Annotated in this window: 21 protein-coding genes; 14 read left to right on the top strand and 7 right to left on the bottom strand. The window is 61.5% G+C overall.

Translation table 11 applies throughout. The annotated features are described in order from the left end of the window. The first annotated feature begins 185 nt into the window (after positions 1–185). From trxB to infA, 4 genes are all read left to right on the top strand, one after another. On the top strand, positions 186–1136 hold the full coding sequence (gene trxB / locus BLT86_RS05390) for a thioredoxin-disulfide reductase (protein WP_017677062.1): 951 nt from the start codon (positions 186–188) through the stop codon (positions 1134–1136). Positions 1137–1191: 55 nt separating this feature from the next. After that, positions 1192–1872, top strand: a complete 681-nt coding sequence (gene aat / locus BLT86_RS05385; RefSeq protein ID WP_092375213.1) for a leucyl/phenylalanyl-tRNA--protein transferase — start codon at positions 1192–1194, stop codon at positions 1870–1872. Positions 1873–1926: 54 nt separating this feature from the next. Continuing rightward, positions 1927–2634, top strand: a complete 708-nt coding sequence (locus BLT86_RS05380; RefSeq protein WP_092375211.1) for an arginyltransferase — start codon at positions 1927–1929, stop codon at positions 2632–2634. 137 nt (positions 2635–2771) lie between these two features. Next, a complete protein-coding gene (gene infA, locus BLT86_RS05375; RefSeq protein ID WP_002553999.1) occupies positions 2772–2990 on the top strand; it encodes a translation initiation factor IF-1 in 219 nt (72 codons plus the stop codon). Positions 2991–3085: 95 nt separating this feature from the next. Here infA and clpA read toward each other — a convergent pair whose 3' ends face one another. Together clpA and clpS are read right to left on the bottom strand one after the other, a co-directional pair. Continuing rightward, complete coding sequence (gene clpA / locus BLT86_RS05370; protein WP_092375208.1) at positions 3086–5356, bottom strand: ATP-dependent Clp protease ATP-binding subunit ClpA; 2271 nt, start codon at positions 5354–5356, stop codon at positions 3086–3088. A gap of 29 nt (positions 5357–5385) precedes the next feature. Then, positions 5386–5748 (bottom strand): ATP-dependent Clp protease adapter ClpS, encoded by a 363-nt coding sequence (gene clpS, locus BLT86_RS05365; RefSeq protein ID WP_003460431.1) that lies wholly within the window; start codon positions 5746–5748, stop codon positions 5386–5388. A gap of 231 nt (positions 5749–5979) precedes the next feature. On the opposite strand from clpS, the gene cspD reads away from it, so the two are divergent. After that, entirely contained in the window at positions 5980–6249 is a 270-nt protein-coding gene (gene cspD / locus BLT86_RS05360) for a cold shock domain-containing protein CspD (protein WP_092375204.1), read from the top strand. 135 nt (positions 6250–6384) lie between these two features. On the opposite strand, the gene icd is transcribed toward cspD, so the two are convergent. Continuing rightward, positions 6385–7641: an NADP-dependent isocitrate dehydrogenase gene (gene icd, locus BLT86_RS05355; RefSeq protein WP_092375201.1), complete on the bottom strand. Its 1257-nt coding sequence runs from the start codon at positions 7639–7641 to the stop codon at positions 6385–6387. A gap of 360 nt (positions 7642–8001) precedes the next feature. Between icd and BLT86_RS05350 the strand changes: the two genes are divergently transcribed. Both BLT86_RS05350 and BLT86_RS05345 read left to right on the top strand, forming a co-directional pair. Beyond that, positions 8002–10230: an NADP-dependent isocitrate dehydrogenase gene (locus BLT86_RS05350; RefSeq protein ID WP_092375198.1), complete on the top strand. Its 2229-nt coding sequence runs from the start codon at positions 8002–8004 to the stop codon at positions 10228–10230. A gap of 163 nt (positions 10231–10393) precedes the next feature. Next, the gene (locus BLT86_RS05345; protein WP_092375195.1) at positions 10394–10831 is read left to right on the top strand and encodes an NUDIX hydrolase; all 438 of its coding nucleotides are present in this window, start codon (positions 10394–10396) and stop codon (positions 10829–10831) included. Positions 10832–10864: 33 nt separating this feature from the next. Here BLT86_RS05345 and BLT86_RS05340 read toward each other — a convergent pair whose 3' ends face one another. From BLT86_RS05340 to BLT86_RS05325, 4 genes are all read right to left on the bottom strand, one after another. Next, on the bottom strand, positions 10865–12247 hold the full coding sequence (locus BLT86_RS05340; RefSeq protein WP_021489182.1) for a tripartite tricarboxylate transporter permease: 1383 nt from the start codon (positions 12245–12247) through the stop codon (positions 10865–10867). Continuing rightward, on the bottom strand, positions 12247–12774 hold the full coding sequence (locus BLT86_RS05335; protein ID WP_052716904.1) for a hypothetical protein: 528 nt from the start codon (positions 12772–12774) through the stop codon (positions 12247–12249). Before BLT86_RS05335 ends, BLT86_RS05340 begins: the two co-directional genes overlap by 1 nt. A 133-nt stretch (positions 12775–12907) precedes the next feature. Further along, the gene (locus BLT86_RS05330) at positions 12908–13819 is read right to left on the bottom strand and encodes a hydroxymethylglutaryl-CoA lyase (RefSeq protein WP_092375193.1); all 912 of its coding nucleotides are present in this window, start codon (positions 13817–13819) and stop codon (positions 12908–12910) included. Continuing rightward, positions 13816–15102 (bottom strand): hydroxymethylglutaryl-CoA reductase, degradative, encoded by a 1287-nt coding sequence (locus tag BLT86_RS05325; RefSeq protein WP_017677074.1) that lies wholly within the window; start codon positions 15100–15102, stop codon positions 13816–13818. The genes BLT86_RS05330 and BLT86_RS05325 overlap by 4 nt, the downstream gene beginning before the upstream one ends. Before the next feature lie 117 nt (positions 15103–15219). Between BLT86_RS05325 and BLT86_RS05320 the strand changes: the two genes are divergently transcribed. The 7 genes from BLT86_RS05320 (at position 15220) to BLT86_RS05290 (ending at position 22471) form a co-directional block, all read left to right on the top strand. Next, a complete protein-coding gene (locus tag BLT86_RS05320; protein WP_026088579.1) occupies positions 15220–16605 on the top strand; it encodes an aminotransferase-like domain-containing protein in 1386 nt (461 codons plus the stop codon). 88 nt (positions 16606–16693) lie between these two features. Further along, complete coding sequence (gene mnmA / locus BLT86_RS05315) at positions 16694–17806, top strand: tRNA 2-thiouridine(34) synthase MnmA (RefSeq protein WP_017677076.1); 1113 nt, start codon at positions 16694–16696, stop codon at positions 17804–17806. Beyond that, positions 17803–18423 carry a high frequency lysogenization protein HflD gene (gene hflD / locus BLT86_RS05310; protein ID WP_017677077.1) on the top strand — a complete coding sequence of 207 codons (621 nt, stop codon included), beginning with the start codon at positions 17803–17805 and terminating at the stop codon, positions 18421–18423. Before mnmA ends, hflD begins: the two co-directional genes overlap by 4 nt. A gap of 2 nt (positions 18424–18425) precedes the next feature. Continuing rightward, a complete protein-coding gene (locus BLT86_RS05305; protein WP_017677078.1) occupies positions 18426–19289 on the top strand; it encodes a DMT family transporter in 864 nt (287 codons plus the stop codon). 148 nt (positions 19290–19437) lie between these two features. Next, positions 19438–20808, top strand: a complete 1371-nt coding sequence (purB, locus tag BLT86_RS05300) for an adenylosuccinate lyase (protein WP_017677079.1) — start codon at positions 19438–19440, stop codon at positions 20806–20808. 78 nt (positions 20809–20886) lie between these two features. Continuing rightward, the gene (locus tag BLT86_RS05295) at positions 20887–22053 is read left to right on the top strand and encodes a ribosomal protein uL16 3-hydroxylase (protein ID WP_017677080.1); all 1167 of its coding nucleotides are present in this window, start codon (positions 20887–20889) and stop codon (positions 22051–22053) included. Continuing rightward, the gene (locus BLT86_RS05290; protein ID WP_017677081.1) at positions 22046–22471 is read left to right on the top strand and encodes a GNAT family N-acetyltransferase; all 426 of its coding nucleotides are present in this window, start codon (positions 22046–22048) and stop codon (positions 22469–22471) included. Before BLT86_RS05295 ends, BLT86_RS05290 begins: the two co-directional genes overlap by 8 nt. Position 22472 lies beyond the last annotated feature (1 nt).

Here is a 22472-nt window from a genome sequence, read left to right as displayed (position 1 = left end):
CCCTTGGCGCGTCCATCTGATGGTTAACCGCGAAGCGGCCTATTGTAGGGCCAGCCTGACGCCCAGGCCAATTGCCAAGCTCCCGCACCCACCCCGCTTCGGTGTAGCATAGCCGCCAGCAGCTTCCATGCGGCTCAATTGGAGCACGCATTCTCTTTTGTGACAAAGGCTTATGGGGTTTTTTTATGAGCGAAGTCAAGCATTCCCGCCTGATCATCCTGGGTTCCGGCCCTGCCGGTTATAGCGCCGCCGTTTATGCCGCGCGCGCCAACCTCAAGCCCGTGGTCATCACCGGCATCCAGCCTGGCGGTCAGCTCACCACCACCACCGAAGTGGACAACTGGCCGGGTGACGTCGAAGGTCTCACCGGCCCGGCGCTGATGGAGCGCATGCAGAAACACGCCGAGCGCTTCGACACCGAGATCATCTACGACCACATTCATACCGCCGAGTTGCAGAGCCGCCCCTTCGTGCTCAAGGGCGACAGCGGCACTTACAGCTGCGATGCACTGATCATCGCCACTGGCGCCAGCGCCCAGTACCTTGGCCTGCCATCGGAAGAGGCATTCTCCGGCAAGGGCGTCTCCGCCTGCGCCACCTGCGACGGCTTCTTCTATCGCAACCAGGTGGTGGCTGTGATAGGCGGCGGCAACACCGCAGTGGAAGAGGCACTGTACCTGTCGAACATCGCCAAGGAAGTGCACCTGGTGCACCGCCGCGACAAACTGCGCTCGGAGAAGATCCTGCAGGACAAGCTGTTCGACAAGGTCGAGAACGGCAACATGCGCCTGCACTGGAATCACACCCTGGACGAAGTGCTGGGCGACCAGAGCGGCGTGACCGGCATGCGCCTGAGAAGCACCCTCGACGGTAGCACCAAGGAGCTGGCCCTGGCTGGCGTGTTCATCGCCATCGGCCACAAGCCCAACACCGAGCTGTTCGTCGGCCAGTTGGACATGCATGACGGCTACCTGAAGATCAAAGGCGGCAGCGAAGGCAATGCCACCGCTACCAGCATCGAAGGTGTGTTCGCCGCCGGCGACGTGGCCGATCACATCTACCGTCAGGCCATTACCTCCGCTGGCGCCGGCTGCATGGCCGCGCTGGATGTCGAGAAGTTTCTCGACGGCAACTGATGGACAAGGGCGAGCACCTCCGCTCGCCCTCCCCTCCTCCGCTGGACAAGCGCACATGCTCACCTGGCTGCAACGCGACTCACTGCAGTTCCCGCCATTGGCTAAAGCCATGCGCGAGCCTAATGGCCTGCTGGCCGCTGGCGGCGATCTGAGCGCCGACCGCCTGATCAGCGCCTATCGACATGGCTGCTTTCCCTGGTTTCAGGATGGCCAGCCAATTCTCTGGTGGTCGCCCGATCCGCGCACCGTTCTGTTCCCTGATGAGCTGCATGTTTCCCGCAGCCTGGCCAAACTGCTGCGCCAGCAGCATTATCGCGTCACCTTCGACCAGAACTTCGCCGCCGTCATACAGGCCTGCGCCGAGCCACGCGCCTACGCCGATGGGACCTGGATTACCCGCGGCATGCAGGAGGCTTACCTGCAGCTGCATCAGCGCGGCACCGCCCACTCCGTGGAGGTCTGGAATGGGCACGAACTGGTCGGCGGGCTTTACGGCCTGGCCATGGGCCAGCTGTTTTTTGGCGAATCGATGTTCAGTCGCGCCGACAATGCCTCCAAAGTCGGTTTCGCCACGCTGGTCGGCAAGCTGCGCGACTGGGGCTTCGTCCTCATCGATTGCCAGATGCCCACGCAGCACCTGCACAGCTTCGGCGCCAGAGCCATATCGCGCGCCAGCTTCGCCGAATACCTGCAGCGCCATCTCGATCTGCCCAACGGAGCAGATTGGCTCGCCTAGTCGAGCGCCTCAGCCTGGCATACACTCTTTAGCAGGCTTTCCCGAGACATCGCCATGACCGAGCTGGCCCGCCTGAAGTTCTACGCCACTCAACCACATCCATGCAGCTATCTGCCGGAGGAGCAGGCCACCACCCTGTTTCTCGATCCCAGTCAGCCCATGGATGTGTTGGTCTACGCAGAACTTTCAGAAATGGGCTTTCGCCGCAGCGGCGACCACCTCTACCGCCCACATTGCCAGCAATGCACCGCCTGCATCCCTGCCCGCATTCCGGCTGCGCGCTTCACGCCGAACCGCCAGCAACGGCGCATCCTCAAGCGCAATGAAGACATCGTCGTTCGTTGCGTGCGCCCGGCGTTCACTGAAGAGTATTACGCGCTCTATGTGCGTTACATCGAGCAACGTCACGCCGACGGCGACATGTATCCACCGAGTCGCGACCAGTTCTCGACCTTTCTGACTCGCGACCTGCCATTCTCACGCTTCTACGAGTTTCGCCTACAGGGCAGATTGGTCGCCATCGCGGTCACCGACGTTCTACCAAACGGCCTGTCAGCGGTTTATACCTTCTATGACCCCACCGAAGAACGCCGCAGCCTGGGGCGATTCGCCATCCTCTGGCAAATCGGCGAGGCCGAGCGCCTGGGGCTGGAGGCCGTCTATCTCGGCTACTGGATCAAAAACTGTCGAAAAATGAACTACAAAACCCAGTACCGCCCGATCGAACTCTTCGTCAATCAGCGCTGGACACTGCTTACCTAGCTCCTCTGCCAGCCACCCGGCAAGCTCGACAATCCAAGCCACTTGGCGCAGCACCCTGTTTTCGGGCACAATGCACGCCGCTTTTGCCTGGCGCCAGTTGCACCGGGCCATTTCCTGGATACCGAGGGCTTTACTGCATGTCGAAAGAAGACAGCTTCGAAATGGAAGGCACTGTCGTCGACACCCTGCCCAACACCATGTTCCGCGTGGAGTTGGAAAACGGGCACGTCGTTACCGCGCACATCTCCGGCAAGATGCGCAAGAACTACATCCGCATTCTCACTGGTGACAAGGTGCGCGTTGAGCTGACACCTTATGACTTGAGCAAGGGCCGTATCACCTACCGCGCCCGTTAAGCCAAGCACCAAACGAAAACGCCCGGCATATGCCGGGCGTTTTCGTTGGCTCACCGAAAGCCATCAAAGCTTTCGGTGAACCTGATGCCATTCGATCAGGCGACCTCTGCCGCCGTCTCGAACTCGAAGCTGGGCTCGCCATCCTTGATGTCGATGTGTACCACGCCGCCATGCTCGGCCAGCTCGCCAAAGAGGATTTCCTCTGCCAGCGGACGCTTGATCTTGTCCTGGATCAAACGCGCCATCGGCCGCGCCCCCATCAGCACATCGTAACCACGCTCGGCCAGCCAGCCGCGCGCCGCATCGCTGACTTCCAGCGTGACGCGCTTGTCCTCCAGTTGCGCCTGCAGTTCGGTGAGGAACTTGTCGACGATACTCTTGATGGTCTCGTGACTCAGGCGGCCAAACTGGATGATGGTGTCCAGGCGGTTGCGGAACTCTGGCGTGAAGCTCTTCTTGATGACTTCCATGGCATCGGTGGAGTGATCCTGCTGGGTGAAACCGATCGACGCACGTGAAGCGGTTTCCGCACCGGCGTTGGTGGTCATGATCACTATCACGTTGCGGAAGTCCGCCTTGCGCCCGTTGTTGTCAGTCAGCGTACCGTGGTCCATGACCTGCAGCAGTAGATTGAAGACCTCCGGGTGCGCCTTCTCGATCTCGTCGAGCAGCAGCACGCAGTGCGGTTGCTTGGTGATCGCTTCGGTCAGCAGACCTCCCTGATCGAAACCGACGTAACCGGGCGGCGCACCGATCAGGCGCGACACCGTGTGGCGCTCCATGTACTCGGACATATCGAAGCGCACCAGCTCGATACCCATGGCCTTGGCCAACTGCCGTGCAGCCTCGGTCTTGCCCACGCCAGTAGGACCGGCGAACAGGAAGGAACCGACAGGCTTGTCCGGTGCCTTGAGGCCCGCACGCGACAGCTTGATCGCGGTGGCCAGCGAGTCGATTGCAGCGTCCTGACCGAATACGGTGAGCTTGAGGTCGCGCTCCAGATTACGCAGCAACTCCTTGTCGGAGCTGGATACGTGCTTCGGCGGAATTCGCGCGATCTTGGCCACGATGTCCTCGACCTGCGCAACCTCGATACGCGCCACACGCTTCTCTTCCGGCTGCAGGCGCTGGTAAGCCCCCGCCTCGTCGATCACGTCGATGGCCTTGTCCGGCATATGACGGTCGTTGATGTAGCGCGCAGCCAACTCGGCCGCTGCACGCAGGGCTTCGTCACTGTATTCGATGTGGTGGTGCTGCTCGAAGCGCGCCTTGAGCCCCTTGAGGATGCCGTAGGTGTCGTCCACCGAAGGCTCGACCACGTCGACCTTCTGGAAGCGCCGCGCCAATGCGCGATCTTTCTCGAAGATGCCGCGGAATTCCTGGAAGGTGGTGGAGCCTATGCAGCGAATCTCACCCGAGGACAGCATTGGCTTGAGCAGGTTGGATGCATCCATGACCCCACCCGACGCCGCGCCGGCACCAATGATGGTGTGGATCTCGTCGATGAAGAGGATGGCGTGCGGGCGCTTGCGCAGCTCGTTGAGCAGCGCCTTGAAGCGCTTCTCGAAGTCGCCGCGATATTTGGTGCCCGCGAGCAGCGCACCAAGATCCAGCGAATACACAACGCTGTCAGCCAGCAGGTCGGGTACCTGCTCGTCGACGATACGCTTGGCCAGGCCTTCGGCGATGGCGGTCTTGCCGACACCGGCCTCGCCTACCAGCAGCGGGTTGTTCTTGCGCCGGCGAGCGAGAATCTGCGCAACGCGCTCGACTTCATGCTCGCGCCCGACCAGTGGATCGATACGTCCCTGACGAGCCAGTTCGTTGAGGTTGCTGGCATAGGCATCCAGCGGATTGCCGGAAGCGGAGGACTCGCCACCCTCATCATCCTGCATATCCTGATCATTCTCATGGTGATCGCCATGCCCAGGCACCTTGGAGATACCGTGGGCGATGTAATTGACCACATCAATGCGGGCCACGCTCTGCTGCTTGAGCAGAAACACGGCCTGACTTTCCTGCTCACTGAAGATCGCAACCAGCACGTTGGCGCCGGTCACCTCACGCTTGCCGGAGCTCTGCACATGGAAAACAGCACGCTGCAGAACGCGCTGGAAGCCCAGAGTCGGCTGGGTTTCGCGATCTTCATCGTGCTGAGGAATCAGCGGCGTGGTGGAGTCGATAAACTCCTGCAAATCATGGCGCAGCTTGTCGAGGTTGGCCCCACAAGCCCGCAGCACACTGGCAGCTGCCTCGTTATCCAGCAAGGCGAGTAATAGGTGCTCGACCGTCATGAATTCATGACGCTTGGCACGGGCCTCCTTGAAAGCCAGATTGAGGGTGACTTCGAGCTCTCGATTCAACATAGCTTCACCTCATACCCAAGTGGCCGGCGTTAACCGTCCTTCTCTATTTCACAGAGTAGCGGATGCTGGCTCTCTCGCGCGTATTGGTTGACCTGCATTGCCTTGGTCTCCGCAATATCGCGGGTGTACACACCACATACCGCACGCCCTTCTGTATGGACGGCCAGCATGATCTTGGTCGCCAGCTCCCGGTTCATGCCGAAAAACGTTTCGAGCACTTCGACGACGAAATCCATCGGGGTGTAGTCGTCATTGAATAAGACCACCTTGTACATCGGTGGTGCCTGCAATGCTGGCTTGGATTCCTGAACAGCGATACCAGAGGAGTCATCCTCATGCTCTGCCGGGTGATCCTGATTGAATGTTAGTCGAATCTGGCTACTTGCATGCATGCTGAAATCAGAGGTTCAAGGCCGGGCGAATGGGGATGCTAGAGGGAGTTTGACTGAGTTCTCAGCCATCCGCCGTATAGCCTTGACTAACGGCAAAAGGGTGTTACAACAAATGAATACCCACTGGTGGGTATCAGGGATTCCACGCTTTCGCCCAGCCTGGTCGGTTAACGCGCGGAATCGAAGTGGATGATACTCCAGAGATGGAGTCCTTTGCAGAGGGATATCAGCATGCTCAGCGGTAAGGTCAAGTGGTTCAACAACGCCAAAGGCTATGGATTCATCCTGGCCGACGGCCGAGATGAGGACCTGTTCGCCCACTACTCGGCCATCCAGATGGAAGGTTACAAGACACTCAAGGCCGGCCAGCCGGTCCGCTTCGAGATCGTGCAAGGCCCCAAAGGACTGCATGCCATCAATATCAGCGCGGTTACCGCCAACCAGGACGCCCCCGTGGCCGTACCCCAGGCGCAAAATATCGCGAGCACTGTCGAAGTCTGAGTCCCCTGCCGCCACAAAAACGCCGGGAGCGTTTTTGCGCGCAAACCCCGAAGGGGTGAAGCACATGGATGTGCTGAGCACAAAAAGGCCGGTCATGTGACCGGCCTTTTTCACGCTATTGGTTCAGTGAACTGATCACATATGGCTGATCATCGCATCACCGAACTCGGAGCACGACATCAGCTTCGCACCCTCCATCAGACGCTCGAAGTCATAGGTCACGGTCTTGGCGGCGATGGCGCCGTTGGTGCCCTTGATGATCAGATCGGCAGCTTCGGCCCAACCCATGTGACGCAGCATCATCTCGGCAGAGAGAATGACCGACCCCGGGTTGACCTTGTCCTGACCGGCATATTTGGGCGCCGTGCCATGAGTCGCCTCGAACATGGCCACCGAATCGGACAGGTTGGCGCCGGGCGCGATGCCGATGCCGCCGACTTCCGCAGCCAGTGCGTCGGAGAGGTAGTCACCGTTGAGGTTGAGGGTGGCAATCACGTCATACTCGGCCGGACGCAGCAGAATCTGCTGCAGCATGGCGTCGGCGATCACATCCTTGACCACGATGTTCTTGCCGGTGCGCGGATTCTTGAACTGCATCCAAGGGCCGCCGTCGAGCAGCTCGGCGCCGAACTCCTCACGAGCGATCTCGTAGCCCCATTCCTTGAAGGCACCTTCGGTGAACTTCATGATGTTGCCTTTGTGCACCAGGGTCACCGAGCTGCGATCGTTGTCCACGGCGTACTGCAGCGCCTTGCGCACCAGGCGCTTGGTACCCGCCTCGGAAACCGGCTTGATGCCGATGCCGCACATATCGGTGAAGCGGATCTTCTTGACACCCATTTCCTCGGTGAGGAATTTGATGACCTTCTCGGCTTCGGGGCTGCCGGCTTTCCACTCGACACCAGCGTAAATGTCCTCGGAGTTCTCGCGGAAGATCACCATGTCCACGTCACCCGGCTTCTTCACCGGGCTTGGCACGCCTTCGAACCAGCGCACTGGGCGCAGGCAGACATAGAGATCGAGCTCCTGACGCAAGGCCACGTTAAGTGAGCGAATGCCGCCACCAACAGGCGTGGTCAGCGGACCTTTGATCGAAACCACGTAATCACGTACAGCTTCGAGGGTTTCTTTCGGCAGCCAGGTGTCCTGGTCGTAAACCTGGGTAGCTTTCTCGCCGGCGTAAACTTCCATCCAGGAGATCTTGCGAGCGCCGCCATAAGCTTTTTCGACAGCAGCGTCGACGACCTTGATCATCACCGGAGAAATATCGACGCCAATACCATCACCCTCGATGAACGGGATGATCGGGTTGTTCGGAACAGTCAGCGACATATCGGCGTTGACGGTGATTTTGTCACCGCTGGCTGGCACCTGGATCTTTTGGTATCCCATGCTGGACTCCATCTTGTGGTTAGACAGTGTGCATCCCCGAGAGTAGCGCAAACCGCTCGCGGAGACACATGTGCAAAGGTCTTATTCAACTGGGCATTCTGTGGCGAGGTGTCGCAGTGGTATACTGCTTAGGTGACTAACGAGTCATAAGGGGCGACCTGTCTGGAACCAGGCAGCAACCTCTTGAAACCGGTAAACGGCCACCACTGTCTGCCGGCTCGAAATGCTCGACACTCTACGGGTGCATCCAACATCACCGCGGCGAGTCCTCGACCCGGCCCCGCCATCATGGGGCTCAAGCGCCTACCCGCGCAGGTCGAGTTTCTATGCGCGCTCAGCAAAGAAGAGAGTTAACCCTAAATGTCCACCCCTTCGAAGATCATCTACACCTTCACCGACGAAGCTCCGGCCCTCGCTACCTATTCGCTTCTGCCAATTGTAGAAGCCTTTGCCGCCTCGGCTGACATCTCCGTTGAAACCCGCGACATCTCTCTTGCTGGACGGATCCTGGCAAGCTTTGCCGACCGCCTGGACGCCGACAAGCGCATCGATGACGACCTGGCCAAACTGGCCGAGCTGACTCTGCAGCCGGACGCCAACATCATCAAACTGCCGAACATTAGTGCCTCCGTACCTCAGCTCAAGGCAGCCATCGCCGAGCTGCAGGCTCAGGGCTATAACATTCCGGACTTCCCGGAAGATCCGCAGAGCGACGAAGACAAAGAAGTTCGCGGCCGCTACGCCAAAATCCTGGGCAGCGCCGTGAACCCGGTTCTGCGCGAAGGCAACTCCGACCGCCGCGCCCCGGCCGCGGTCAAGGCCTATGCACGCAAGCACCCGCACAGCATGGGCAAGTGGAGCATGGCTTCGCAGTCCCACGCCGACTACATGCGCGGCGGCGACTTCTTCTCCAGCGAGCAGTCGATCACCATGGCCAAGGCTGGTGACGTGCGCATCGAGTTCGTCGGCAAGGACGGCAAGGTCGAGGTCAAGAAACAACTCGCCCTGCAGGAAGGCGAAGTGTTCGACAGCATGTTCATGAGCTGCCGCAAGCTGCGTGACTTCTTCGAGAAGACCCTGCAGGACTGCAAGGAAACTGGCGTAATGTGGTCCCTGCACGTCAAGGCGACCATGATGAAGGTCTCCCACCCGATCGTCTTCGGCCACGCCGTCAGCGTTTACTACAAGGACGTGTTCGACAAGTACGGCGAACTGTTCAAGGAACTGGGCGTCAACCCGAACAACGGTATCAGCAGCGTCTACGACAAGATCAAGTCGCTGCCGGCCTCGCAGCAGGAAGAAATCCTCCACGACATCCACGAGGTCTACGCCCATCGCCCGGAAATGGCCATGGTCGACTCGGTCAAGGGCATTACCAACCTGCACATTCCGAGCGACGTGATCGTCGACGCCTCGATGCCGGCAATGATCCGCAACTCCGGTCAGATGTGGGGCAAGGACGGCAAGCAGAAAGACACCAAGGCCGTCATGCCTGAGAGCACCTACGCTCGCATCTATCAGGAAATGATCAACTTCTGCAAAACCAACGGCGCCTTCGACCCGACCACCATGGGCACCGTGCCGAACGTCGGCCTGATGGCGCAGAAAGCCGAAGAGTACGGCTCTCACGACAAGACCTTCGAAATGACCGCCGACGGCACCATGCGCGTCGTGGCTGCCGACGGCACCGTGCTGATGCAGCACCAGGTCGAAGCCGGCGACATCTGGCGCGCCTGCCAGACCAAGGACGCGCCGATTCGCGACTGGGTGAAGCTGGCCGTTACCCGTGCTCGTCAGTCCAACACCCCTGCCATATTCTGGCTGGACCCGGAGCGCGCCCACGACCGCGAGCTGCAGAAGAAGGTCGAGCTGTACCTCAAGGATTACGACCTGACCGGCCTGGACATCCGCATGATGGGCTACAACGAAGCCATCCGTGTCTCCATGGAGCGCATGATTCGCGGCCAGGACACCATCTCGGTGACCGGCAACGTACTGCGCGACTACCTGACCGACCTGTTCCCGATCATGGAGCTGGGCACCTCGGCCAAGATGCTGTCCATCGTGCCGCTGATGGCTGGCGGCGGCATGTACGAAACCGGCGCCGGCGGCTCGGCACCCAAGCACGTACAGCAGCTGGTCGAAGAGAACTACCTGCGCTGGGATTCCCTGGGCGAGTTCCTGGCCCTGGCCGTGTCGCTTGAGGAAACCGGCATCAAGACCAACAACGCCAAGGCCAAGGTACTGGGCAAGACCCTGGATCAGGCCACCGGCAAGCTGCTGGACAACAACAAGTCCCCGGCGCGCAAGGTCGGCGAGATCGACAACCGCGGCAGCCATTTCTACCTGGCACTGTACTGGGCACAAGCCCTGGCCGAGCAGAATGACGATGCCGAGCTGAAAGCCCGCTTCACCCCGCTGGCCAAGCAACTGACCGAGCAGGAAGCGACCATCGTTGGCGAACTGGCTGCCGTACAAGGCAAGCCGGTCGAAATCGGTGGCTACTACCGCTCCAACCCCGAGCTGACCAGCAAGGTGATGCGCCCCAGCGCTACCTTCAATGCCGCTCTGGCTGCACTGAATGCCTGATAGGGCTTGAGTGTCAAAAGAACCCCGGCCCTATGCCGGGGTTCTTTATTTATAGACGCGAACAATCGCCGTTGGAGCGAGCTCCGCTCGCGAAGCCGTTTTTCGCGAGCAGAGCTCGCTCCTACAGAATCCTGCACGCTGATCGTTTTTTGGAGCACCAAAAATGGAGTGGCAACCCCATATCACCGTGGCCACGGTGATCGAAGATGATGGCCGTTTCCTCTTCGTCGAAGAGTTCAAGGCCGGCCGCCTGGTACTCAACCAACCGGCCGGGCACCTGGAAGCCAATGAATCGCTACGCGAAGCCGCACTGCGCGAGACGCTCGAGGAAACCGGCTGGGACGTCGAGCTCACTGCCCTGCTCGGCATCTACCTCTATACCGCACCAAGTAATGGCGTGACCTATCAACGCGTGTGCTTCAGCGCACGCCCCGTGCGCCATTACCCCGAGCGCGAGCTGGATAGCGACATCAGCGGCATCACCTGGTTGACGCGCGACGAGTTGGCCACCCAGCCCGAGCGCTGGCGCAGCGAGCTGGTACTGCAATGCGTGGATGACTACCTGGCTGGCATCAGCGGACCACTGGAGCTGCTGCGCTAACGCCAGGCACACCGTTGCGCCCAAGGTTGTCGCTTACCTCAACACGGCCAACATAGCCGGTACGCTCAATACCGCCGTGTAGTAACCCATGAACTGCACGCCGATGTTGAACCCCAGGAAGCGCCCGAGGAAGCCACCAATCAAGCCGATGGTGACCACCACCAGCACTCCGAGCAGGCCACCCTCCCAGATACCCACGACCAGTGCCAGACCGATGAAGGTGGAGATCACCGCCTCGTGACTGATCTTGCGGAACACGAAGGATGCCGCCCGGTGGGCGAAGCTCATGGAAAACGGATAAGCGATCAGGATGGCGACAAACACCGCCAACATGCCATAACCGAAGAACTCCCAGTAGTTCAGCAGGTTGTGCAGGTTGTTGACCTCACCTGTCGCGCTGTCGACGGTAAAACGCGGCGGTGCATTGAACAGCGGCGCAGCCGGCCCGGCAGCTACCGGGCTTAGCGGCAGGCCGAAGGCGATCAGGGGAATCAGCGCTTCCGCGATGTAGGTCGACTCAGTTACGCCATTACGTGCAGTGATCACCGTGGTCAATCGCTCGTATGCCTGCTTGATGCGGGCACCGATCACCTCGCCCATGATCACGGTCATGGCCACGGGGCTGAAGACGAAGGTGGCACTGGTGACACTGGCAGCCATCGCGGTCATGCGTCTCTGACGCTTGTTGATCACTCGAAACGGATTGGGAAAGTAGCCTTTCCAGCCCTTCATGTCCGGAGCCAGGGAAAAGACGCGAAAGCCATCGCGACGCATCTTCTCGCGCTCGCCCGGCGCCAGCAGAGAGAACAGCGAGGCGATCAGCGGCGCGACTGCGATACCGAGGAAATAGCTGACGGCGAGCTTGACGTCGTGCTGAGCCGTCAACGCCTGCAAGGCAACGATGACCAGCACGAATGGCAGCAGCGCCAGCACCGAGGCCCAGCGACCGGCCGAGAAATAAGCGATGGCAAAGGCCGCACAGAGGAAAACCCAGGGAGCGAACTGCTTGATCACATCGCCGAATGGCGCCAGCAACACCGCGAACAGCACCGATAACGGCACTGCAATCAGAGCGGCCATCGCGCCGCCGGTGATCATCTTGCGCAAGGCCACGTGGGGCACGCCGAGTCGGCGCAAGTAGTTGGCGTCCCCGATCAGAGCAGTCGCCATGGTGTCGCCGGGAATCCCCAACAGCGCAGTGGGTACGGCGTGGGTCATATGCTTGGCGACCGCCCCGGCCAGAAAGAAGGTGAGGATGCCGGCTGGCGGCGCACCCAGCATCACGACCAACATGGTCAAGGGCGCCAGGGTGGTGGTTTCATCGGTTCCCGAGACCAGACCGATAGCGGAGAACAACACCGCGCCGAACAAACCCAGTGCCAGAGCCATCAGGATTTCGTAGAGCAACCCCTCCATCACGAACGCCCTCCACTTGGCTGCAGGGATGCATGCTCATCCACCTCGGTGTCAGCGGCAGACTCACGCGCTCCCTCCTCTCGCCGCTGAGCGTCGCGAAATAGCTCGTAGAGCCCCAGATCGCGCAGCTCGGCGATCACCTCGGGCGACGTCTCCTCAAGGCGACCAAGGCTGCCGTACTCCTTGAGCAGGTCGTTGACCACTTGCTCACGAAACGCGGGATCCGCCACGTGCTCGACCACATCGCGCTTGGGTTTGAACAGGAAGGCGCTGATCGTACCGCCACCCAGGCAACCCAGAATTCCGAACAACATGGCGTAGGCCTTGGCCATCTGCGCCGAATCCAGGATGTCGGCAAGAATCCCTAATGCCAATGCATAGGTACCGAGACTGACGACTGCACTGATCAGAATGGCCAGCACGAGATGCCTGGAATCCACGGTGTCGCCCCACACCTCATAGAGGTTGTTGGTATCGCGCGTGACGTCGGACGGCGTTGCGGCCGGCCTGGCAAGTTCTTGAGTCATGATGTCCCTCGCCCTCGCGGGCTCTTGTTGTTATTGAGGAAGCGCTTGGATGGACGACCGCCAGGTCGTCGTTTATGGGGTGTCGGGATACTGGGCGTGACACATGCCTGTCATCACCAGCCCTCCGGCACCGTCATCGCGGACGGGCTGCCTTGCTGCGCAGAGCCGTGGCCACTCTCGAGGCCGAGGCCTTGCCCAGCGCGGCATCGATAAAGGCTCCCGCTTCGAGCAGCGCCGGAAGATCAACACCGGTCGCCAACCCCTGCTCACGGAACAGGTAGACCAGTTCCTCGGTTGCCACGTTACCCGTGGCACCTGGTGAATATGGACACCCGCCAAGCCCGGAGATCGAGCTGTCGAACACACGCACGCCAGCGTCCAGAGCCGCCTGAACGTTGGCCACTGCCATGCCATAGGTGTCGTGGAAGTGCCCGGCCAGGGCCGTGACCGGCACTTCGCTGGCGCACGCCTCGATGAGCTGCCTGACCCGCCCCGGCGTACCTCTGCCAATGGTGTCCCCCAGGCTGATCTCATAGCAGCCCATGGCATACAGCTCACGGGCAACTCGAACCACATCAGCCATCGGTACTTCATCGCTGAACGGACAACCAAGCACGCAGGACACGTAGCCGCGTACCGCCACGCCCTGCTCTGCTGCCTTGGCAAGCACAGGCTGGAAGCGCTGCAGGCTTTCATCGATGGAGCAGTTGATGTTCCGCTGCGAGAACAACTCGGATGCGGACGCGAAAACCGCGACCTCCCTGCAGCCCGCCGCCAGCGCGGCATCCAGCCCCTGGAGATTGGGCACCAGCGCCGTGTAGGTCACCCCCGGGTGCTGCCGAAGCCGTCGCAGCACCTCATCGGAGTCGGCCATCTGCGGAACCCAGCGCGGCGAGACGAACGCACCGGCCTCCAGAGTTTGCAACCCGGCTGCGACCAGGCGCTCGATCAGCTCCACGCGTATCGCCACCGGCAGCGTCTGGGCCTCGTTCTGCAGGCCGTCGCGTGCGCCGACCTCTACCAGCCTTACCGCATCCATGGTCATTGAGCACGCTTTTCGCGCAGCAGAACCTCCGCGCGGTCGGCGCGCACATCTCGCGCCTCGACCATTCGCTTGACCAGCCAGTCCACCTCATCGCCACGGGCACCGGCCGACAGCGCGACATTGCGCGCATGCAGGGCCATGTGACCGCGCTGAATGCCTTCGGTGGCCAGGGCGCGCAGAGCCCCGAGGTTCTGCGCCAACCCCACGGCGACCGCAATTTCGCCCAGCTCCTGAGCACTCTTGACGCCCAGAATGCGCAGCGACAACTGCGCCAGGGGATGAGTCTTGGTGGCGCCGCCCACCAACCCCAGCGGCATGGGCATTTCAATGGTTCCGACCAGATGACCTTGGCTGTCCTTCTCCCAGGTGGTCAGTGAACCATAGTGACCATTGCGGCAGGCATAGGCATGAGCACCGGCCTCCACCGCCCGCCAATCGTTGCCAGTGGCCACCACCAGGGGATCGATGCCATTCATGATGCCCTTGTTGTGGGTCGCCGCTCGGTAGGGATCGATCGCCGCAAAGGTATAGGCATCGATCACCCCTTCGATGACCTCGACCCCCTTGTACGCCGGCGTATCCAGCTGCTCCGGCGCAATACGCACCTGGGCGCGGGCCAGACGCAGATCGGCGAGGTTGGAGAGAATGCGCAAACGCACCTTGCCGCCGGTGAGCTGCTCCATCAGCGGCGCCACCGCCTCTGCCATGGTATTGACCGTATTGGCGCCCATGGCATCGCGCACGTCGACGATCAGGTGAGCCACCAGCATCGGCCCGCGCGGGCTATCGATGAAGGTGTGCACCTCGATATCGCGACAACCGCCACCCAGGCTGTTCAGCAACTGGTCCTTGCTGTTGGCCAGAGCGATGATCTCGTCCTTGCTGCGCAGCAGGCTGAGCCGCGCATTGTAGGGGTCGCTGACGCCAATGATCTGTACCTGAGCACGCATCAGGGGCGCACTGCTGGAGGTCTGAAAACCACCAGTCGGCCGCGCCAGCTTGGCCATGAACGAAGCCGCGGCAACCACCGAAGGCTCCTCCACCACCAATGGAATCACTACATCCCTGCCGTTGATGCGGAAGTTGCTTGCCAGTGCGTAGGGCAACTCGAACGTGCCGATCACGTTCTCGATCATGCCGTCGGCGATTTCAATCGGCAGTGCACCGGCATCGCGGAGAAGGGCCGAGTCCTCGGCAGACAGACCGATCAGTTGCTGAACGTAGTCGAGTCGTTTCGAGGGCGACAGATTGCGGAAATTGGGCAGGCGGGAGTCGATGGACATCGGGGAGCTCTCTTGGAGTCGTTTGTTCTTGGTTGCGAAACACTATCCGCACTGTATCCATGAAAAAAGGTACAGTTTGTCCAGACACTTCACCCATGTACCCACGACCTTTTCGCCATGCCCAGACAAACCCTTGCGCAAAGAGTGGCCGACGCCATTGCCAGGCAGATAGCCGAAGGCGCCCTGCAAGAGGGCAACAAACTGCCCTCGTTACGCGAGTACATGCGCCTGCATGGGTACGCCAAGAACACCGTAATCACCGCTTACGAGCACCTGGCATCGCAGGGGCTGGTAGAAGCCCGGCATGGCAAGGGGTTCTTCGTCTGCAAGAACCTCAAAGCGCGCAAGGAGGATGACGAACCAGAGCCTTACACCCGGGCGCTGGACACCATCTGGATGATGCGCCAGCAGTTCGTGCGCGACCCTGGCCATTCACACCTGGGCGAAGGGTTTCCGCCGATCGAATGGCTGATGGACATGCGCCTGGACAAATTCCACCGGCAAGTGGTGCGCGGTGGCGTGTCGACCCTGTTTCGCTACGGAACACGGCTGGGCAATCCCGACCTGCGCCAACGCCTGGTGCAGAAGCTGGCGGACTACCAGATTGCCGTATCACCACGGCAACTGGTGACCACCCTGGGCGCCAACCATGCAATGGACCTGATCATCCGTCGCTACGTGGCCCCCGGCGACACGGTACTGGTCGAGGACCCTGGCTACTATCCCTTGTTCGGCAAGCTGCAACTACAAGGGGCGCGCATGCTCGGCATTGCGCGAGAGGCTGATGGCCCGGACCTGGATACGCTGGAACGCCAGCTGAAGAAGCACCGCCCCAAACTGTTCTTCCTCCAATCCGTGGGCCACAACCCGACCGGCTCCGATCTGTCCCCAGCCAAGGCGCACCAGTTGCTGCAGCTTGCAGAAGCGCATGACCTGCTGCTGGTGGAGAACGACGCCATGGCCGACTTCAAACCCAGCTCGGCGATAAAGCTGACGGCCCTGGACCAGTCCGAGCGCACCCTGTACCTGGGCAGTTTCTCCAAATCGATTTCCGCCGCCTTGCGCGTCGGCTTCATCGCCGGCAGCAAGAAACGCATCGAGGAACTGGCCGACCTGAAGATGCTGCTGCACAACAGCGGCGCCGAGTACAGTGAGCGCACCATCGACGTGATCCTCGCCGAAGGGCACTTCCTGCGCCACCTGTCGCGCCTTCAGGAACGCTTGCGCGCTGCCACGCAACGCGGTCTGGCGGTACTCGACGGTTTGGGCGCCGAGGTGTTCTGCCGGCCCGAACAGAGCCTCTATCTGTGGGCCCGCTTTCCTGGGGCAGATGATGCCAATACCCTCACCCGCCAATGCCTGAGCCAGGGCGTGATGCTTGCGCCGGGCTCGATCTTCGCGGTCGATCGGCAGATGCCCGTGGCCTGGACGCGGCTCAATGTCGCCTACCTGGACGATCCAGCCTTTCGCCGCAGCCTCATGCACCTGGGGCTAGCAGGATAAGAACAACAGTCGCTCTCGCCTGCGCACTGAACGGGCGCAGGCTTTCTGGTAGACTCGGCAACTTTTCAGGCTTCACTCGCAGATTCCCATGCAAGCACCTAGCACCCAACGCGTGATCGTCGGCATGTCCGGCGGCGTCGACTCGTCCGTTTCCGCCCTGCTGTTGATGGAGCAGGGTTACCAGGTCGAAGGCCTGTTCATGAAGAACTGGGATGAAGACGACGGCACCGAGTACTGCACCGCCATGGACGACCTGGCCGACGCCCAGGCCGTATGCGATCGCATCGGCATCAAGCTGCACACCGCCAACTTCGCCGCAGAATACTGGGACAACGTGTTCGAGCATTTCCTGGCCGAATACAAGGCCGGACGTACGCCGAACCCGGATATCCTGTGTAACCGCGAGATCAAGTTCAAAGCCTTCCTCGACTACGCCCTAAGCCTCGGCGCCGACCTGATCGCCACCGGCCACTACGTGCGTCGCCGCGATATCGATGGCCGTACCGAGCTGCTCAAGGGTCTGGACCCGAACAAGGACCAGAGCTACTTCCTGCATGCCGTCGGCGGCGAGCAGATCGCCAGGACCCTGTTCCCGGTCGGTGAACTGGAAAAGCCGCAGGTGCGCGCCATTGCCGAGAAGTACGAGCTGGCCACGGCGAAGAAGAAGGACTCCACCGGTATCTGCTTCATCGGCGAGCGCCGCTTCAGCGACTTCCTCAAGCAGTACCTGCCGGCGCAGCCTGGCGATATCGAAACCACTGACGGCCAGGTCATCGGCCGTCATCACGGCCTGATGTACCACACCATCGGCCAGCGCCAGGGCCTCGGCATCGGTGGTCTCAAGGACGCCAGCGACGATCCCTGGTACGTGCTGCGCAAGGACCTGACGCGCAACGTGCTGATCGTCGGCCAAGGCAACGAACATCCCTGGCTGTTCTCCCGCGCCCTGCTCGCCTCGGACATCTACTGGGTCAACCCCGTGGACCTGAGCACTCCGCTCCGCCTCACGGCCAAGGTGCGCTACCGCCAGAGTGACCAGAGCTGCACCCTGGAGAAGACCGAAAACGGCTATCGCGCCGTGTTCGACGAGCCGCAGCGCGCCGTCACCCCGGGTCAGTCCGTGGTGTTCTATGACGGCGAGGTGTGCCTCGGCGGCGGCGTGATCGAAACCGCCGAAGCCTGGTACGAGGACGCCCGATGAGCCCGCTGCAGGAGCAACTGGTTGCCCTCGGCGCCGTATTCGAAGCCGCCGTACTGGCCGACAAGATCGCCCGCACCGGCCAGGTCAGCGAAGCCTCTATGGGCTGCATGCTGGGCAGCCTGCTGGTGCGCGACCCGAAAAGCACGCTGGACGTATACGGCGGCGACGACCTCAACCTGCGTGACGGTTATCGCGCCCTGATCAGCTCGCTGGAGCGCAACCCATCCGCTCTGCAGCGCGAGCCGCTGCGCTATGCGCTGGCGATGATCGGCCTGGAGCGGCAACTGGACAAGCGCAGCGACATGCTGCAGGTGATGGGCAGCCGGCTGGATCAGATCCAGCAACAGGTCGAGCATTTCGGCCTGGTCCATGACAACGTCATTGCCGCCTGCGGCGGCCTGTATCAGGACACCATCAGCACCTTCCGCCAGCGCATTCAGGTGCACGGCGACATGCGCTTCCTGCAGCAGCCGAACAACGCGGCAAAAATCCGCGCCCTGCTGCTCGCCGGCATCCGCTCGGCGCGCCTCTGGCGTCAGCTCGGCGGCCACCGCTGGCAGTTGGTGTTCAGCCGCAGCAAGCTGCTCAAAGAACTCTACGAACTGACGCGAAGCTGACCATGGAGCCCGCCAGCCGCAGCGTAAAACCCCTTCAGGGTGCCCTGCTGCTGGCGCTCTCGGCGCTGCTGTTCGCCTTTACCGGAGTCGGCATCCGCGAGATATCCGTCAGCGTCAACAACGAGTCGGTGGTGTTCTTCCGCAATCTGGTCGGCGTGCTGTTCTTTCTGCCGCTGCTGCTGGTACGCGGTGTTCGTCCTCTGCGCACGACACGGCTGAAATCCCATCTGTGGCGCACCACCTACGGCCTGGCGGCGATGTACTGCTTCTTCTACGCCATCGCCCACCTGCCACTGGCCGACGCCATGCTGTTCACCTATTCGGCGCCGGTATTTACCCCGCTGATCGCACATATCTGGCTCAAGGAGCCGCTGACGCGGCGCATGCTGATCAGCAGCCTGATCGGCCTGTGCGGGGTACTGCTGGTGGCCAAGCCCAGCGCCGCCCTGTTCGAGGGGCCCGCGCTGTTTGGCCTGGCCGCCAGCCTGCTGGCCGCCTTCGCCTTCGTCTCCATCCGCGAAATGAGCGACAGCGAACCGGCCACGCGCATCGTCTTCTATTTCTCGCTGTTCAGTGCACTGTTCTCCGCCATCCCGCTGACCTGGAGCTGGCAACCGCTCGACTCCACGCAACTTAGCTGGCTGCTGGGCATCGGCCTGCTGGCCACCGCCAGCCAGGTGATCATGTCGCGCGCCTATGGCCTGGCGCCGCCCGGGCTGATCGGCCCGGTCGCCTACCTGGCCATCGTCTTCGCCGGCATCATCGCCTGGCTGCTCTGGGGCGAGACGCCAGACACGCTTTCGCTGCTCGGTGCAGCATTGATCTTTGCCGCCAGTCTGTTATCGGTAGCAAGACGCAGGGCATAGGCGGCCAAGCGTCGGTTTTCATGTATGATATGCGCCCTTTTCGTCAGAGGTCGTCCCGGCACCTGAGCTAGCGCCCGCTTCATCGAAGCCGGCGCGATGCACAGCGATCCAGGATGGCTTTTCAGCCCGACAGCCCGAGAACGCCTACATGCAGCTTTCCTCGCTCACCGCGGTTTCCCCCGTCGACGGCCGCTACGCCGGCAAAACCAGCGCCCTGCGCCCTATCTTCAGCGAATACGGCCTGATCCGTAGCCGCGTACTGGTCGAAGTGCGCTGGCTGCAGCGCCTGGCTGCCCACGAAGGCATCCCGGAAGTCGCGCCCTTCTCCGCCGAAGCCAACGCCCTGCTCAACGAGCTGGCCGAGAACTTTGCCGTCGAGCATGCCGAGCGCGTCAAGGAAATCGAGCGCACCACCAACCACGACGTCAAGGCCGTGGAGTACCTGCTCAAGGAGCAGGCCGCCAAGCTGCCAGAACTGAACAAGGTCAGCGAGTTCATTCACTTCGCCTGCACCAGCGAGGACATCAACAACCTGTCCCACGCTCTGATGCTGCGCGAAGGCCGTGACAGCGTCCTGCTGCCGCTGATGAAACAACTGGCAGACGCCATCCGTGAGCTGGCGGTGAAGTTCGCTGACGTGCCGATGCTGTCGCGCACCCATGGCCAGCCGGCCTCGCCGACCACCCTGGGCAAGGAACTGGCCAACGTCGTCTACCGACTGGAGCGCCAGATCGCTCAGGTCGCGGCTGTACCGCTGCTGGGCAAGATCAACGGCGCCGTGGGCAACTACAACGCGCATCTGTCGGCCTACCCGAGCATCGACTGGGAAGCCAACGCCCGCCAGTTCATCGAAGGTGACCTGGGCCTGAGCTGGAACCCCTACACCACCCAGATCGAGCCGCACGACTACATCGCCGAGCTGTTCGACGCCATCGCCCGCTTCAACACCATCCTGATCGACTTCGACCGCGACGTCTGGGGCTACATCTCCCTCGGTTACTTCAAGCAGAAGACCGTGGCCGGCGAAATCGGCTCCTCGACCATGCCGCACAAGGTCAACCCGATCGACTTCGAAAACTCCGAGGGCAACCTGGGTATCGCCAACGCGATCTTCCAGCACCTGGCCAGCAAGCTGCCGATCTCCCGCTGGCAGCGCGACCTGACCGACTCCACCGTGCTGCGTAACCTGGGTGTCGGCTTCGCTCACAGCGTCATCGCTTACGAGGCAAGCCTCAAGGGAATCAGCAAGTTGGAGCTCAATGCTCAGAAAATCGCTGAAGACCTGGACGCCTGCTGGGAAGTGCTCGCCGAGCCGATCCAGACCGTCATGCGCCGTTATGCCATCGAGAACCCGTACGAGAAGCTCAAGGAGCTAACCCGCGGCAAGGGCATCAGCCCCGAGGCCCTGCTGGCCTTCATCGACGGCCTGGACATGCCGACCGCCGCCAAGGAAGAGCTCAAGCAACTGACCCCGGCGCGCTACATCGGTAACGCCGTGGCCCAGGCTAAACGCATCTGAGCCATACCAGCCTCGAGGACGCCCGGCTGAGCCGGGCGTTTTTGTTTTAAGGTTTTTATCTATTTCAAGGGCTTACTGATGAATCCTGATACTCCGCTGCAATTGCTGGGTGGCCTCACAGCCCGTGAATTCCTGCGCGACTACTGGCAGAAGAAACCCCTGCTGGTGCGTCAGGCCATTCCCGACTTCGAAAGCCCGATCAGCCCGGACGAACTGGCCGGCCTGGCGCTGGAAGAGGAAGTCGAGTCGCGCCTGGTGATCGAGCATGGCGAGCGCCCCTGGGAGCTGCAGCGCGGTCCGTTCAACGAAGACACCTTCCAGGATCTGCCCGAGCGCGACTGGACCCTGCTGGTACAAGCCGTCGACCAGTTCGTCCCGGAAGTGGCCGAACTGCTGGAAGACTTCAAATTCCTGCCCAAGTGGCGCATCGACGATCTGATGATCAGCTTCGCTGCCCCCGGTGGCGGCGTCGGCCCGCATTTCGACAACTACGACGTATTCCTGCTGCAGGCTCATGGTCATCGCCGCTGGCAAATTGGCCAGATGTGCGATGCCGACAGCCCGCTGCTCCCCCACGCCGATCTGAAGATCCTGGCTCAATTCGAACCAACCGATGAATGGGTGCTGGCACCCGGCGACATGCTCTACCTGCCGCCATGCCTCGCCCACTGTGGCACCGCTGAGGATGATTGCATGACCTATTCCGTGGGCTTCCGCGCGCCGAGCGCCGCCGAAGTACTGACCCATTTCACCGACTTCCTCGGCCAGTTCCTGCCCGACGAAGAGCGTTACAGCGATGCCGACATCCAGCCGAGCGAGGATCCCAACCAGATCCAGCGCGACGCCCTGGAGCGCCTCAAGGCCCTGCTCAATGAGCACATGGGTGACGAACGTCTGCTGATGACCTGGTTCGGCCAGTTCATGACCGAGCCCAAGTACCCGGAGCTGGTCGCCGGCATCGAGATCGAGGAAGAAGACTTCCTTGGCGCACTGGAAGATGGCGCGATCCTCATCCGCAACCCCAGCGCACGCATGGCCTGGTCGGAAGTCGGCGAAGATCTGGTGCTGTTCGCCAGCGGCCAGAGCCGTCTGGTGTCGGCCCGCCTGCGTGAGCTGCTGAAGCTGATCTGCAGCGCCGATGCGTTACATGTGGAAAACCTCGGCGCCTGGCTGGCCGACGACGAGGGGCGTACCCTGCTATGGGAACTGGTCAAGCAAGGCAGCCTGGGATTTGCCGATGAGTGAGATCTCCGTCCGAGTCGCGGACTGGCACAGGGACAATGTCGAGCTTCGTCGTATCCGCGACAGCGTGTTCGTCGCCGAGCAATCGGTGCCGCCAGAACTGGAGTGGGACGCCGAGGATACCGACGCCGTGCACTTTCTCGCCGAGGAAGGCGATTACCCGGTCGGCACCGCACGCCTGCTGCCCGACGGCCATATCGGTCGCGTGTCGGTGCTCAAGGACTGGCGCGGCCTGAAAGTGGGCGAAAAACTGATGCAGGCGGTGATTGCCGAAGCGGAAAAGCGCGGCCTGCATCAGCAAATGCTCACGGCTCAGGTGCACGCCACGCCGTTCTATGAAAGGCTAGGCTTCAGGATTGTCAGCGACGAGTACCTCGACGCTGGCATACCGCACGTGGATATGGTGCGCACCAGCCAGTAGA

The sequence above is a fragment of the Pseudomonas sihuiensis genome (genome assembly GCF_900106015.1).
GTDB lineage: Bacteria > Pseudomonadota > Gammaproteobacteria > Pseudomonadales > Pseudomonadaceae > Aquipseudomonas > Aquipseudomonas sihuiensis.
Note: the sequence above shows the minus strand (reverse complement) of the source record. Positions and strands in the feature narration are given on the sequence as shown.

What these genes read in the sequence shown, in the direction of transcription:
- trxB (WP_017677062.1), top strand. Translation starts at nt 186, where the DNA reads ATGAGCGAAGTCAAGCATTCCCGCCTGATCATCCTGGGTTCCGGCCCT.
- aat (WP_092375213.1), top strand. Translation starts at nt 1,192, where the DNA reads ATGCTCACCTGGCTGCAACGCGACTCACTGCAGTTCCCGCCATTGGCT.
- BLT86_RS05380 (WP_092375211.1), top strand. Translation starts at nt 1,927, where the DNA reads ATGACCGAGCTGGCCCGCCTGAAGTTCTACGCCACTCAACCACATCCA.
- infA (WP_002553999.1), top strand. Translation starts at nt 2,772, where the DNA reads ATGTCGAAAGAAGACAGCTTCGAAATGGAAGGCACTGTCGTCGACACC.
- clpA (WP_092375208.1), bottom strand. Translation starts at nt 5,356, where the DNA reads ATGTTGAATCGAGAGCTCGAAGTCACCCTCAATCTGGCTTTCAAGGAG.
- clpS (WP_003460431.1), bottom strand. Translation starts at nt 5,748, where the DNA reads ATGCATGCAAGTAGCCAGATTCGACTAACATTCAATCAGGATCACCCG.
- cspD (WP_092375204.1), top strand. Translation starts at nt 5,980, where the DNA reads ATGCTCAGCGGTAAGGTCAAGTGGTTCAACAACGCCAAAGGCTATGGA.
- icd (WP_092375201.1), bottom strand. Translation starts at nt 7,641, where the DNA reads ATGGGATACCAAAAGATCCAGGTGCCAGCCAGCGGTGACAAAATCACC.
- BLT86_RS05350 (WP_092375198.1), top strand. Translation starts at nt 8,002, where the DNA reads ATGTCCACCCCTTCGAAGATCATCTACACCTTCACCGACGAAGCTCCG.
- BLT86_RS05345 (WP_092375195.1), top strand. Translation starts at nt 10,394, where the DNA reads ATGGAGTGGCAACCCCATATCACCGTGGCCACGGTGATCGAAGATGAT.
- BLT86_RS05340 (WP_021489182.1), bottom strand. Translation starts at nt 12,247, where the DNA reads ATGGAGGGGTTGCTCTACGAAATCCTGATGGCTCTGGCACTGGGTTTG.
- BLT86_RS05335 (WP_052716904.1), bottom strand. Translation starts at nt 12,774, where the DNA reads ATGACTCAAGAACTTGCCAGGCCGGCCGCAACGCCGTCCGACGTCACG.
- BLT86_RS05330 (WP_092375193.1), bottom strand. Translation starts at nt 13,819, where the DNA reads ATGACCATGGATGCGGTAAGGCTGGTAGAGGTCGGCGCACGCGACGGC.
- BLT86_RS05325 (WP_017677074.1), bottom strand. Translation starts at nt 15,102, where the DNA reads ATGTCCATCGACTCCCGCCTGCCCAATTTCCGCAATCTGTCGCCCTCG.
- BLT86_RS05320 (WP_026088579.1), top strand. Translation starts at nt 15,220, where the DNA reads ATGCCCAGACAAACCCTTGCGCAAAGAGTGGCCGACGCCATTGCCAGG.
- mnmA (WP_017677076.1), top strand. Translation starts at nt 16,694, where the DNA reads ATGCAAGCACCTAGCACCCAACGCGTGATCGTCGGCATGTCCGGCGGC.
- hflD (WP_017677077.1), top strand. Translation starts at nt 17,803, where the DNA reads ATGAGCCCGCTGCAGGAGCAACTGGTTGCCCTCGGCGCCGTATTCGAA.
- BLT86_RS05305 (WP_017677078.1), top strand. Translation starts at nt 18,426, where the DNA reads ATGGAGCCCGCCAGCCGCAGCGTAAAACCCCTTCAGGGTGCCCTGCTG.
- purB (WP_017677079.1), top strand. Translation starts at nt 19,438, where the DNA reads ATGCAGCTTTCCTCGCTCACCGCGGTTTCCCCCGTCGACGGCCGCTAC.
- BLT86_RS05295 (WP_017677080.1), top strand. Translation starts at nt 20,887, where the DNA reads ATGAATCCTGATACTCCGCTGCAATTGCTGGGTGGCCTCACAGCCCGT.
- BLT86_RS05290 (WP_017677081.1), top strand. Translation starts at nt 22,046, where the DNA reads ATGAGTGAGATCTCCGTCCGAGTCGCGGACTGGCACAGGGACAATGTC.